The sequence below is a fragment of the Dyadobacter sp. CY343 genome (assembly GCF_021390335.1).
Taxonomy (GTDB): domain Bacteria; phylum Bacteroidota; class Bacteroidia; order Cytophagales; family Spirosomataceae; genus Dyadobacter.
Map to the genome: position 1 here is coordinate 58,397 of NZ_JAJUXK010000002.1, position 14,163 is coordinate 72,559.

Sequence of the window (14,163 nt, forward strand, 5' to 3'; positions counted from 1 at the left end):
ACAATAAGCGCGTTAGTACTACAACTCGTGTCGAAATAAATAATTAGTATCAGGGAGTACATTTGTAAATATATATCGTCTCCACAATAACCCCGACTTACACCCCCGAATTTCGATACGATCACCCCAAAAGCAGGGATGGTAAATATTGCATATACTAATATTGTGAACGAAATGCTTCCGGGCACCGACTTAATAACCCTCTTCGTTCAGAATATTTAAATACAACTCCTCGTCACTCTATGAATTTTTCTTCATACCGGATCGCAAACTTTGTTGGTTATGCAGTTTGCTCAGCAGCCATATTCTTCTGCCTTCAATCATGCGAACGTCTTGGGATTTCCAAGAAGAAACATGAGCCGACAAAGCCGGAGGTAGCAAATGACACGATCGCTCATTTTGATTTTGAACATGGGATAGGCGAGTGGCCGGAAAAGGTGGTATGCTGCCCCTGGTCAGCAAAACTGGACAGTTCAGTAAGTAGGGGAGGCAAGAAGTCGCTGCGCTTTGAGCTACAGGAAGCATCTTTCACAAAAGAGCAAAAAAATACACTGATTGGTCCCGAGGCGGTTTACGGGCTGATACCCAACGATGTGAAGGAGGGTTGGTTTGCGTTTTCAGTGCTGTTTCCGCAAACTTTCACAAAGGATACGATAGAGGAAAGCATCGTTTCCTGGCAGTCACTTCCTGATTTTGATGCGGGTGAAGAATGGCGCAGTCCGCCTTTGTTGCTTGGGGTGCTCAACGATAGTCTGGTGCTGGAAATACGGTCAGACCACAACCTGGTGACGAGACCTAATGAATATACGTTCGAAAGATTTAATCTCGGGCCGGTAGCCAGGGACAAATGGCTTGACTGGGTTTTTCACATCAAATGGGCTTACGATAATACAGGAAAAATAGAGGTTTGGAAAAACGATGCGCTGGTATTCCAGCGACTGAACCAGCCTAATTCCTATTATGACAGGAAGTTTCCCTATTTCAAAATCGGTATTTTGAGAATTGGCTGGACCAATGCACCGGGCTCTGTGAATACGAGGGTTTCGGGCAGTGACGAACCCAGGATAATATTCGTTGACGACATCACGGTTGGAAACGCAAAGCTTGATTATAACCACGTTCACACAAAAAGTAAATAATTCAATTTTTAGATCGGATCGTTATATTAAGGTTACGTATATAGTAAAACGTTTAAATGTAGCCGGTTTTCGAATTTATAAAATGAATGCAAATACATAGCCTGCTTCTCAATTTTGAAACCCCTGTAAATACCCATTCCGCCCCAACGTATAGGAATGATACCCCAAAATAAGTGATTGAATAAATACTAATGCATTACTTTGTTCTGTTAATAAATACCCTACTCAACATGAAATTACCTTTGCCCTCTATTAAGTTGTCTAAGAGCCTTACTTCATCTTTCAGGTACCTTCCGTTCTTATTCATTCTTCTCAATTTTTCTTGCAGTTCTTACAAAAAGGTACCTTATTTTAAAGACCTCAACCGTGATTCGTTGATCATCGAGAATGTTAAGAATTACGTGCCTATTACTGTGCAGCCTGCCGACATACTTGGAATTAATGTCAGCAGCAGAAACCCCGAATCCTCCTCTGTCTTTAATTATAATTTGAACCGTGTTAATGGAAACATGTATGATCAGTCTGCCGACAATCCGGTTACGGGATACCTTGTCGATTACAACGGAGAAATACAGCTTCCATTAATCGGTAATTTTAAAGTAAGCGGATTAACGACTTCCGAATTGCGCAAAAAATTGACCGAAGTATTGCTGACTTATTATAAAGATCCGGTTGTTAATATCCGCATCCTTAATTTTAAAGTAGCTGTTTATGGAGATGTTCAGAGACCTGATATTTACACGCTGCACAACGAAAGAACAACGATCACGCAGGCGCTGACACTCGCAGGAGATCTTAATATCACAGCAATGCGCAACAATATTATCCTTGTTCGTGAGCAGGATGGAAAGCGCAACTTTATTCCCATTGACCTTACTTCCAAGAAGCTCTTTGAATCTCCCTATTATTATCTGAGAAACAACGACGAGATCTACGTTCAACCTGATCGTACGAAATACGCCACTGTCGACCGCGGCTTCCGCATCACAACCCTCGCACTTTCCGGGCTTTCTATCATTGCCATCGTTCTGTCAAACTTATATAGATAACAGTCATAATGAATATCCAACAGGCACAAATTACCGCCTTCGCCTTTTCAGACCCTAAGAATAAAAATGGAAAAGGAAGCTCGTCCATTCAGCGCTACCTGTACCACTGGCCGCTTTTCGTAATAGGAATGGCAATAACAGGAACGTTGTTTTTCTTTTACCTAAAAACCGATAAGCCGGTGTACGAAGTGAAAGCTTCACTGCTGATCCAGGATGAAAAAAAGACCCCTAATCAACAGGCGCCGCTTCAAGAAATCAACCTTCTGAATTCAACCCGGATCATCGAAAATGAATTCGAAATTCTGAAATCAAAGCAGTTGATCGGTCAGGTTATTTCCGATTTGCAGCTGGCAGTTCAGTATCGCAAAAAGGATAGTTTCGGCTACACGGATCTGTATAAAGACAGCCCCGTTAAGTTAACCGTTCCCGGCGCGCCGGATGCAGCGAAGTATGGCAAATTCAACATCGTTATTAACAGCCCGAATACTTTTATCATTAAATATCCAAATGATAGAGAGCAGGAAGTTGCATTCAATAGTGAAGTAAAAGACGAATACGGAACGTGGAAACTGGAAGCCGTGAAGGACCTTACTTCCTATATCAACTCAGAAATCGAAATCGCTAATCTGGATCCCGATTTTCTGGCCATTGATTACCAGAAACGCATTGATGTAACCCTTTCGAATAAGCTCTCAACAACGATCGTATTGTCTTTGCACGACCAGGTTCCGCAGCGTGGAAAAGATGTACTTAATACGTTGATTAACAATTATAACCAAGTAAGAACGGTTTCGAAAAACCAGGAGATCAAAAATACGATCGACTTTCTCGACCAGCGCCTGAACTCCCTGCGTGTGGAGCTGAATGATGCGGAAAGAGGGATTGAAACCTTTAAAAGCAGCCGCGGGCTTACTGATATGACGTCGGACTCGAAGATCAGTCTGGAAAATATGCAGGCTAACGACGCGAGACTTAATGATGTGAATATCAAGCTCAGCGTGATCTCGGGTGTTGAAAAATATATCAGATCCGCGCAAGGTCCGGATAAAGTGCCTACCACGCTTGGAATAGACGATCCAGCTTTGAGCAGTCAGATTGAAAAACTGGCTTTGCTGCAATTGCAGCGCGAAAAATTGCTTGCGACAACGCCGGAAACCAATCCCGACTTTGAACCGATCAATCGGCAGATTTCAACCACGAAAACTGCTATCAAGGAGAACGTGGAAAATATCAGGACTTCACTGGTAAATACCCGTGATAAGCTGCAAACCTACAACCGCAAGTTTGAGTCTTCGATCAAGAATATTCCGACGCAGGAGCGGCAATACGTGAATATCAAGAGACAGCAATCGATCAAGGAAAGTCTTTATAACTATCTGTTACAGAAGAGGGAAGAGGTATCTATCCGCTACGCATCGAGCCTGGAAGAAGACAGGGTGGTGGACAGGGCTTATGCAGGCGCTCCGTCGGGTACGATGAAATCGCTGGCTGCCGCGCTGGCACTGATCTTCGGATTCGGGCTGCCGTTTGGGATCGTGTACATGAGAATCCACTTTACATCCAAAATCGAAGACGTTTCCGAGATCACTGATGCTGTTAAGATTCCTGTAATCGGAGAATTGTTGCTTGAAACGGGTAAAAAGAAGGTGCCTGCCAACAGTAACTGGACTACCGCGATCAGCGAGCAGATCAGGGCGATACGGATCAGGTTACAGCATATTTACAGCGATAAAAGAAAGGGTAGGGTCATTCTGATCACGTCCAGCGTGGCAGGCGAGGGGAAAAGCTTTTTAAGCAGCAACCTGGCACTGGCTACGGCGTTCGCAGGAAGAAAAACCGTGTTGGTTGAACTTGATCTGCGCAAACCAAAGATCCTTAAAAACTTCAAAATGGACAGCTCGCTTCCCGGTGTGAGCGATTACCTGGCCGGAGAAACGTCGGTTGACAAGATCATTCAAAATTCGAATGCTGACGCTTACCTGGATATTATCGGCAGCGGAACCGCGCTACCAAATCCATCGCAAATCCTTGAAAACGGCGAATTGCAGCAGTTAATACAGGATCTGGCGAACGTTTATGACGACATTATCATAGACAGCCCACCCGTGCATTTGATTTCAGACGCATTGCTTTTCGCTAAAATGGCTGATCTGACGCTTTATGTGATGAGACAGGGCGTGACCAGCAAATCGGAACTTGCGTTCATTAAAGATCTGCAAAGGCAGAATCATTTGCCCAACCTGAATATTGTGTTCAATGGCGTGCAAAGCCGTAAATACGGATATGGATACAGCTACGATATGAACTATTACGATCAGAAACCCGGCATTCTGAGCCCGGTGTTCAGCAATTTCGCTGACCGTTTCTAGGTAAGTCAATACATTAAGAACAGCCAGAACAGACTGTAACTACTCAACGATGGACAAAAGTAATTCGATGAAGCAACTGGGCAAGAACTTCTTGTCGCTTACCCTGGTGCAGATAGGAAATTACGTGCTGCCGATCCTTTCGGTGCCCGTCATTTCCAGGATAATCGGCCCGGAGAAATATGGTTTGATCAATTTTGCAGTCGCCTATGTTGCCTATTTCACCCTTCTTGTCAGTTATAGTTTTGACTTTTCGGCTACCAGAAAACTGCTGAAAGATCCCGATAATGTTGACTATCGGAGCGAAGTTTTCAGTGAAGTTTTTTATACCCAATGCCTGCTGTTTTTAGTGGCGACCAGTGTGTTTGTCGCAACGTTATTTCTGGTGCCCGATTTTGCATCCAACAGACTGGTAATCATATTCTCCTACCTGGTTTGTGTAGCCTCATTATTTACACAAAACTGGCTTTTCCAGGCGATGCAGGATCTTACGAAAGTGGCTATTTTCAACCTCACCAGTAAGCTGCTTTTTACGATTTCTATTTTGTTTTTTGTAAGAAAAAATGAAGACTATATCTGGCAGCCACTTTTAATAGGATTGATACAAACCGGAATCGCGGTCTGGTCTTTTGTGTGGGCATTAAAGAATTATAAGATCAAATTTCTGCGCTTCAATCTGAAAAGATGTTTCAATGTATTGTGGGAAGAAAGGATCATTTTCTTTTCGCTGATTTTCGTCAATCTTTATTCCAGTACCAATACCGTCATATTGGGTTTGTACCAGAATCCGGAGCAGGTAGGATTTTACACTTCGGCTCAGAGACTGATCGTTATCGCACAATCAGTTTTAACAATGCCACTGGCGCAGGCGTTTTACCCATATATTGGCCGCGCATTCTCGGAAAGTAAGGAAAGCGGACTGCGCGTTGCGCAAAAACTAATTCCATTGATTGTCCTTTTTATTGGCAGCGCCTCGGTATTCATATTTGTATTCGGCCCACTGGTGATCAGGTTGTTTTACGGAGAGAAGTTTGAGGCTGCTATTCCTGTATTTCAAATGCTCGCAATTATTCCGCTGTTATTCGCGCTTAATAATGTGCTTGGAATTCAGATCATGGTAAATCTCAAAATGGACAAACACTTCTTTACAATATCTGCGCTTGCGGGAATTATCAGTATCTCTTTGAACCTGTTGATCGTCAGACAATGGGGCTACATGGGAACGTCGGCTAACTGGCTTTTTACCGAGATATTCCTGTTCGTTAGTATGTATGTGGTATTGAAAAGAAAAGGACTTAACCCGATCAACGGGGAGTTTTTCAGATTCCAGAGTATATCGGAATTATTAAACCCGATGGTCAAAAAAATGTATGCAACAGTAAGGCCAGCTAATAAGGGATTGTAACGTACACTAACAACCGTAATCATCCGGCACTCCACGAAATAATAAAATGATACTAACGCTCAACGGTGAAAATATCGGCTCAGCTGAAATGACAACAGGCAAATACCAGAACCTCAAATTTGCATTTGTTGTATTCGCTACGTTGGTAAGCAGCCATTTGTTTGCATTTCATGGAGTAAATGGAAGGATATTCGATGTGCTCGAAATTGTGGTAGTGGTCGCTTGTATTGGAATTCTGATCGTATCAAAAGACAGATCGCCTGCCATTTCTATTTTCGGGACCAATGTAAAGCTGTTCCTGATCATACCGCTTATTAGCGCGCTCGGTGCAGCGGCATTTCACGGTCAGGAATTGCATTGGTCAGTGTCGGTAATCCGAACCAATTTTTTCTGGCTGCTCTATTTCGTCGTTCGCGTTTTCAATATCGATACCAAGCGTATTGTGTATTTAATAGCGACTATCGGAGTAATATGGTGCATAATTACGATCGTGCAGCAATTTACTTATCCGATGATCCTGTTTTATAACAGAGACGGCGAAGACGGACAGGAACTGTTGCGCGGGAATATTTACAGGTTTATGATCGACCCTCATTATTTCGGGGTATTTATGACCATTTATTTTTATTGCGAATCCCTCAGAAAACAGAAATTCGTTTATATGCTATTCGTCCTGCTAGGACTGGCCGGACTCTATTATTTCGGTACCCGACAAGTAGCGGCTGCGGTGCTGGGTTGCATGGCGATATTTACTTTGAGCCTGAAAGGAAGGACCCAAATTATGGCACTCGGCGTGGCGCTGGCGCTTTCCTGTTTTGCTTATGCATTCAGCGATGTATTGTTCGGCAGCTTTGTCGAGCTCACCAACGATCAGCTAAATTCAAACGAAGACGATATCCGTAATATCGCTGCCGACTTTTTCCTGTTTGACTACTGGCCTCACTGGATGACCGTTTTTACCGGAAATGGGATGGAAAATCACAATTCGCATTACGGAATGGAAATGCTCCGGATGAATCAGGAGTTAGGATTGTACAGGAGCGACGTCGGCTTGATCGGTGCATTCAATCTGTTCGGTATCTTTTATGTGATCAATATTTTATGGGTAAATATTAAAGGGATCAGCAGCCGCTATTATACAGGTGAAACCAAATATCTCAGGTTATTCTTTGTCTATTCTCTGGTATTAGTTTGGATCAGTGAACATTATTCTTATGCAGCTGCAATTCCGTTTTTCTGTTTTCTTTTTTATCTCGTTGAATGGTCTTACACACAGAAAATAATGATAAGAACGATTGAACCTGCTGAATATGAGCATGAAACTCGTGTTGCAGAACCAGCGTAAACCCCTTAAAACATGGAACAAGTTTTACTTCAGGAAACGGAAAAGCCGATAATTTCTGCTCAGGAAAAGAAACCGATCAAACACAGCTCCGAAAGAAAACCCGGACTGGATGCATTACGCGCGATCGCCATACTTTTGGTTGTCTGGTACCATTCGTTCGGAATATTGAAACCGCTTTTTACGATTCCTGTCATTGGCCAGGTGTTCAAGAAAATGTATGTCGCTTCCACCTGGATCGGTCCGCTGGGAGTAGATCTGTTTTTTGTTCTGAGCGGCTTTCTGATCGGTTCTATTTTAATTAAGATTTTCCTGAAAGAAGAGCGGTTCACTTTCAAAACAATTGTTAATTTCTGGATGAGAAGGTGGTTGCGTACTGTACCCAACTATTACTTCATGCTGGTGGTTTGCTTTATGCTTTACAGCTATTTGTATAACACCGAATTCAACTGGAAATATTTCCTGTTCATACAAAACCTGACATCTGCGCACCCTCCGTTTTTCGGTGAAGCTTGGAGCCTGGCAGTCGAGGAATGGTTTTATCTGACAGTCCCGGCCGCTCTGATGATCGTTAATTATCTGGCAAAAGGTAGCAGCAAAAACCGGATCCTGCTTTACACATTCAGCGCTTATCTGATCCTGTTTATTTCATTAAGATTTGTAAAATCCCTTACCGGAAATGATATCAATCTGGATACGGATATTAGGAAAGTAGTTGTATTCCGTTTGGATGCAATAATGTACGGAGTGATCGTCGCGCTTGCCTTTCAGAACGCCCGCGCATTTCTGCTTAAATGGAAAAAGCCGCTGGCCGTCATCGGGCTGATCGGGTCGTTTTTAGCGGTGGCGGTTGTCTTTATGATTTTTGAGAAAACGAATTGGTATAACGACAATAGCATAGTCAAGCTGCTGATCAACAGTTCTTTCTACACTGTCATGCCTATTTTCTTTGCTATGTTATTGCCGCACGCGGTATTCGTAAAAAAGATAAAATACAGATTACTGCGTGATGCGGTAATGCACATCAGTCTCATTTCATATTCAATGTACCTGATTCATTATTCGCTTATCTATATTCCGTTTTTCGAGAAATATGAGACCAGTTCCATATCGATGTCGATCCTTTTATATGTGACTTATTGGGTCCTCGTTTTTATCGTATCTGCAATCAATTACAGATTCATTGAAGCACCAGTCATGAAATTAAGAAACCGGATCAGCCCCGAGAAGGCGCATTAATATCACCTAACTCTATCTGCTTATTTACCCTCCTCAATTTATTAAATCGTCAATGAAATCCGACCAAAAGTTAGCCATAGTGATTCCCGCATTCAAAAGCGAGTATCTCTTCGACACACTGGAGTCGATCCGAAATCAGACCTGTAAAGACTTTACCGTTTACATTGGTGATGATGGCAGTCCCAATAATCTGTTCAAAATCATCAAGGATTTTACCTACGATCTGGACATTGTTTACAAGCGGTTTGAGCATAATATGGGCGCGCAAAATCTGGTAGGACATTGGGAGCGCTCGGTGGCGATGACGAACAATGAAGAGTGGATCTGGCTCTTTTCCGATGACGATGTGATGGATCCGAATTGCGTGAGCTCATTTTACAAATCACTCAATAGCGGCGTTAAGGCTGACCTTTTTCACTTTGACATTGATATCATCGACGGCGAAAGCAAAACGATCAAGAAATGCAGCAATTATCCTGCTGTATTAAGAGTTGAAAATTTCTTCGCAGAGCGCATTCGTCATAAAATTCACAGCTCGGTTGTCGAGTACATTTTCAGGAGAAGCGTTTATTATCGGGAAGATGGTTTTCAAAACTACGATCTCGCATGGTGTTCCGATGATGCAACGTGGATTAAGTTCGGCCGGAAATCGGATATTGTTACCATCCCATACGCGCGTGTTTCGTGGCGTTTCAGCGGATCCAATATCTCTTCCAATCTGAAACAAAAATCGGTTGTACTCCGGAAACTGGAATCCAATGTTCAGCATATTCAGTGGGTTGCAGACTATTTCAAAGCCAATAATATTTCAGAAGAGACTTCGAATCTGGATAAATTTAAATGGGCTTTTTCAGTCGTGATATTATCCACGGCCGTTTCGGTAAGAGAAAGATATCGGCTTGGCTTATCGGTAGTTAACACGCTCGGATATTCGCGAATTGCTCCGCTTGCTATGGCTTATCTGATGTATTGGGATGTGAAAAGATCCATATTGCCAAGCCGATAGTTTCCTCAACGTTAAAAAGAAGTTTATGCCAGCATTATCCATTATTGTTCCCGTTTATAATAAGGAACAATACGTAGAATCCTCTCTTAATTCGATATTAAACCAGTCTTTCACTGACTTCGAAGTAATCGTAGTCAACGATGGATCCACCGATTCGAGCCCGGCCAGATGTGATGCATTTGCCCGCCGCGACCCGCGCATTACCGTTGTGCACCAAAATAACCAGGGCGTTTCGGAGGCCAGAAATGCAGGAGTTAAACTGGCGACCGGCAGGTATATCGGATTTGTCGATTGCGACGATGAGCTTGAAAAGGATATGTATGAAATTTTGCTAACTAATATATCTGACTTCAAGGCTGACATCTCCATGTGCGGCGTCAAAAAAACAACGCTGAACAACCAGACCTCGGATAGTACAGCTCAGGAATTACAGTTATTTAATAAAAAGGAGGCGCTTGTCGCATTGCTGAACAACGATTTTCCGATCAGCGTTTATGACAAGATATACAGAGCTGATCTGGCTAAGTCGGTATTGTTTACCGGGCATATTTATGAGGATATGTTTTACAATTTCAATGTGCTTCAAAAGGCTTCGAAGGTGATACGGACGAGCAGTGAAAAGTATAATTACATTGTCCGGGAGAATTCGGAAAGCATGGCCAGGTTCAGCAAGAAGTACATGAATATCCTGGATTTCTCTACCAAAATGTTGGCGCAAAGTAGAAATGCAGACCGGGAAATACTGGAATCTGCGGTGATGTTTGACTTTGTTACCAATATCTCTCTTTTGAATCTGCTGATCTTGTCTGATGCAAGTGAATATGCGGCTGAGTACAAACTGATTTCAGATAATCTATCGAAATACAGGGATTATCCGAAGAACGCAACGGTTCGCAGCAAGCATAAATATGCGTTGTCTATTTTCCTGTTTCAACCTGTTGTGTACAAATACCTGCTTCGGCTGTATTGCCAGTTTGCGGATTCGGATGTATTAAGAAGAACGAAATAATATTCTCTTCTCCATATTTATAAAACACCACATGATCACATATATTTTTCAGGACTGGAAGAGCAACCAGCAAAATTCAAGGGGACGTTTCCTGATGGTTTTGTTCAGAATTGCGAGCTACTATTCTCGTGGCGGCATCGTTTCGCTCCTGCTTTTTCCCTATATCATATTTTACAAGATACTTGTGAATTTTATATTGGGAACAGAGATACCACACGATCTGAAAGCTGGAAAAGGGTTGCGCGTATTTCACGGACAAGCGCTGGTAGTTCATTCCAATACCGTTTTGGGATCCGATTGTACGCTGCGGCAATCCACCACGATCGGTAATAACGGGTCAAGTGATTCGTGCCCGGTAATTGGTAACCACGTTGATATTGGCGCGAATGTATGCATCATCGGAGATATAAGGATCGGCGATCATGTGAAGATCGGCGCGGGAAGTGTGGTCGTGAAAAGTATTCCTTCCTATTCTGTGGCGGTCGGTAATCCCGCACGAATTATCAGGCAGACAGAGCCTCAACTAGCGTAAGAATTTTACCCTCCTTTATCATCAATAAGAAAAGTTTTTTCGAAATGCCAGAACGCTCCCTTTTTCAACACGCATTGCACGTAGGTCCGCAATATAAAAATCACCGTGGCGGAATGGGCGCGGTAATTGCCTCCTACAATAAAAACATTTCTGATTTTCAGTTTGTATCTTCCTACGAAGGAAATTACAGCACATTGGCGAACGTTCCGTATTTCTTTGTTTCGCTTTTTAAATATGTTGGCGTATTGATAGCGAACAGGAAAATCAAGATCGTCCATATTCATGGCGCGCACAACGGAAGCTTCTTTCGGAAATACATATTGTTTCTGATTGCCAAATATGTGTTTGGAAAAGCGGTCGTATACCACAGCCACGGTTCCGATTTTCACATCTTTTATAATGGCAGCGGCGCGTTTGTGAAAAAGCTGGTCGCGCATTTCATCAACCACGCCGATCTGATCATTTGTCTTTCAATTCAATGGAACGATTTCTTCAAGGAGAATTTTTCCCCGAAACGAATTCATATTCTCGAAAACATTGTAGATCATCCGGATAAAACACCTGTGAGAAGACAAAAGCCGGTTCTTACGCTTTTATTCCTGGGATATATTGGCGACAGAAAAGGTATTTACGATCTGGTTAATGTAATTATTGAAAATAAAGAGTTTTTCAACGGTCGGCTCAAACTATTGGTTGGGGGAAACGGCGAGTCGCAGAAACTGGAAGCTATTATTAAAACGCATTCGCTGGAAAACATCGTCGAATACGTAGGCTGGGTAACGGGCGAAAAGAAGGATGAACTGCTTTCTACGAGTGATATTTTTATATTACCTTCTCATAATGAAGGGCTTCCGGTTTCTATATTGGAAGCAATGAGCTATAATCTGCCTATTATCTCTACTCCCGTTGGCGGCATTGGCGAGGTAGTGCGCGATAATGTGAACGGGTTCCTCGTCGAGCCTGGCAACAAAAAATCGATCCTCGAAAGCCTGAAAGCATTTGTGCTTTCGCCGGTACTCGCATTGGAAATGGGCCAGCGGTCGTCGCTGATCTTGAAACCATATTATTCTAACTCGGTGATCCCGAAGCTGCATTCATTTTATACCGAGCTTCTGACCGAAAAATAATTTATCAAAAATATTAATAACCTTATCTCTCCTTTACTATGTGTGGAATTGCCGGAAGTATTAATTGTGAACTGCCCGAAGAGGATATCAATCTGATCAGTCACAGGGGCCCTGATTCACAGGCGCTTATTGAATTGAAATCTGATAATTACCGGGTTTTTCTTGGTCATACGCGCCTCTCGATCCTGGACCTTTCGGAAGCTGGAAAGCAGCCTATGTTTACCGATTGCGGAGATTACTGCATCACTTTCAATGGGGAGATCTACAATCACAAAGAGCTCAGGGCCAAGCTGCCTAACATCAGTTTCAGAGGTCAGTCTGATACTGAGACCATTTTATATTATCTGCGCGAATTCGGTATTGATTCCGTTAAAGATTTCAACGGTATTTTCTCGTTTGCATTTTTTAATCGCAAAACAGGCAAAACGGTTCTCGTACGCGATCCTTTTGGTGTAAAACCGCTGTATTACTACATTTCAGGCGACAAGCTTATTTTTAGTTCGGAGATCAAAGTGATTTCCAACAACAAAATATACGCGCGGGAAATCGATGAGGCTGCATTGAATACGTTCCTCACTTTCCGCTACAATCCTGCGCCGCAAACGCTGTTCAAGGGAATCAAGAAATTGGAAGCGGCGACTTACCTTGAATTTTCACCAGATGGCCGCCACACTTTCAAGAATTACTGGCCAAAAGCGCAGAAAATAAACTACAATATATCTGAGGAAGAGGCGATTGGTGAATATCAGCGTCTGCTCGAGCAAGCTGTCGAGCGCCAGTTGCTGAGTGATGTGCCGGTTGGACTTCTGCTGAGCGGCGGACTTGATTCGGCCGTACTCGGGCATTTGATGTCGAAAAAATCTGCTTATAAGATCAAGACTTTCACAGTTGGATTTAAAGGTGTAGGGAATTTCAATGAGCTGGACGACGCGCGCGAAACTTCACAGCTGATCGGTTCGGAGCATTATGAAACGTTCATGGAAAAGGAAACCTACATGAACTACTTTTATAAATCTTTCTACCACACCGAGGAACCGGTGGCTGAGCCGACTATTCCGGCACTTTACTACCTTTCCAACCTGGCTTCCCAGCAGGTAAAAGTGGTATTGAGCGGTCAGGGTGCCGACGAGCCGATGGCCGGATACAAACGCTACCAGGGTGAGCGGCTGATCTCGAAATACAAGGGCATTTTGTCTATGCTCCCACTTTCGCTGGTCTCCAAAGTTTTCTCAAATAACAGCACCTTGGAGCGCGGCGTATATGCATCGCAGTTTAGCAACGAACTCGACCGCTTCATCGCGATTTACACCTTGCTGACGCCGGACATGAAGGAGAATTTGTACAAGCCTGATTTCCTGGCGCGTAACGAATGCAACCAGAAAGTCCATTTCGAGAAATTCTACGACAGAACCGACAAAAACGCCGATTCCCTGTCAAAGCTGCTTTACCTGGATACCCGCACGATGCTGCCAGATAACCTGCTGCTTTTCAATGATAAGCTCACGATGGCCAACTCGATTGAGAACCGGGTGCCGTACCTCGACATTGATCTTGTCAATTACCTGGAATCTCTTCCGATTGATTTAAAATTGCGAGGAAAAATGGGTAAATACATTCATAAAAAAGCGTCGGAAGCGTGGCTGCCGCAATCTGTCATTCATCGCAAGAAAAGAGGATTTGAAACGCCGGTAGGGGATTGGTTCAAAAATGAATTGTCTGACACATTAATGCAAATGATCGATAGTTCAGATTCATTATGCAGACAATATTTCAATGTTGAATTTATCAAGAAAATGATCCAGCAGCACAGGTCGATGAAAAAGGACTACAAGAAGCAGTTGTTTATTTTATTGTCACTCGAATTGTGGTACAGTTCTTTCTTCAAGGCAAAGCTAAACTGACAAAAATAGTTCTTACCAAAAAGGTGCGGCAATGTAATTGCTGCACCT

11 protein-coding genes are annotated in these 14,163 nt (G+C 43.1%); all 11 read left to right on the top strand.

Going from position 1 to position 14,163, the window contains the following annotated elements; all coding sequences use genetic code 11:
* Nucleotides 1-242 precede the first annotated feature (242 nt).
* On the top strand, nt 243-1,139 hold the full coding sequence (locus tag LZG94_RS06770; protein WP_233791172.1) for a polysaccharide lyase: 897 nt from the start codon (nt 243-245) through the stop codon (nt 1,137-1,139).
* Nucleotides 1,140-1,369: 230 nt separating this feature from the next.
* Entirely contained in the window at nt 1,370-2,188 is an 819-nt protein-coding gene (locus LZG94_RS06775; protein WP_215232682.1) for a polysaccharide biosynthesis/export family protein, read from the top strand.
* An 8-nt stretch (nt 2,189-2,196) separates the two neighbouring features.
* Complete coding sequence (locus LZG94_RS06780; RefSeq protein ID WP_233791174.1) at nt 2,197-4,557, top strand: tyrosine-protein kinase; 2,361 nt, start codon at nt 2,197-2,199, stop codon at nt 4,555-4,557.
* 49 nt (nt 4,558-4,606) lie between these two features.
* Nucleotides 4,607-5,959 (top strand): flippase, encoded by a 1,353-nt coding sequence (locus LZG94_RS06785; protein WP_215232684.1) that lies wholly within the window; start codon nt 4,607-4,609, stop codon nt 5,957-5,959.
* Between the two features lie 46 nt (nt 5,960-6,005).
* Entirely contained in the window at nt 6,006-7,304 is a 1,299-nt protein-coding gene (locus LZG94_RS06790; RefSeq protein ID WP_233791175.1) for a hypothetical protein, read from the top strand.
* 12 nt (nt 7,305-7,316) lie between these two features.
* Nucleotides 7,317-8,540, top strand: a complete 1,224-nt coding sequence (locus LZG94_RS06795; RefSeq protein WP_233791176.1) for an acyltransferase — start codon at nt 7,317-7,319, stop codon at nt 8,538-8,540.
* Between the two features lie 52 nt (nt 8,541-8,592).
* On the top strand, nt 8,593-9,546 hold the full coding sequence (locus LZG94_RS06800) for a glycosyltransferase (RefSeq protein WP_233791177.1): 954 nt from the start codon (nt 8,593-8,595) through the stop codon (nt 9,544-9,546).
* 25 nt (nt 9,547-9,571) lie between these two features.
* Nucleotides 9,572-10,555, top strand: a complete 984-nt coding sequence (locus LZG94_RS06805) for a glycosyltransferase (RefSeq protein ID WP_233791178.1) — start codon at nt 9,572-9,574, stop codon at nt 10,553-10,555.
* Nucleotides 10,556-10,586: 31 nt separating this feature from the next.
* A complete protein-coding gene (locus LZG94_RS06810; RefSeq protein ID WP_233791179.1) occupies nt 10,587-11,087 on the top strand; it encodes a serine acetyltransferase in 501 nt (166 codons plus the stop codon).
* Nucleotides 11,088-11,131: 44 nt separating this feature from the next.
* Nucleotides 11,132-12,214: a glycosyltransferase family 4 protein gene (locus LZG94_RS06815; RefSeq protein WP_215232690.1), complete on the top strand. Its 1,083-nt coding sequence runs from the start codon at nt 11,132-11,134 to the stop codon at nt 12,212-12,214.
* Between the two features lie 38 nt (nt 12,215-12,252).
* Complete coding sequence (gene asnB, locus LZG94_RS06820) at nt 12,253-14,115, top strand: asparagine synthase (glutamine-hydrolyzing) (RefSeq protein WP_233791180.1); 1,863 nt, start codon at nt 12,253-12,255, stop codon at nt 14,113-14,115.
* Nucleotides 14,116-14,163 lie beyond the last annotated feature (48 nt).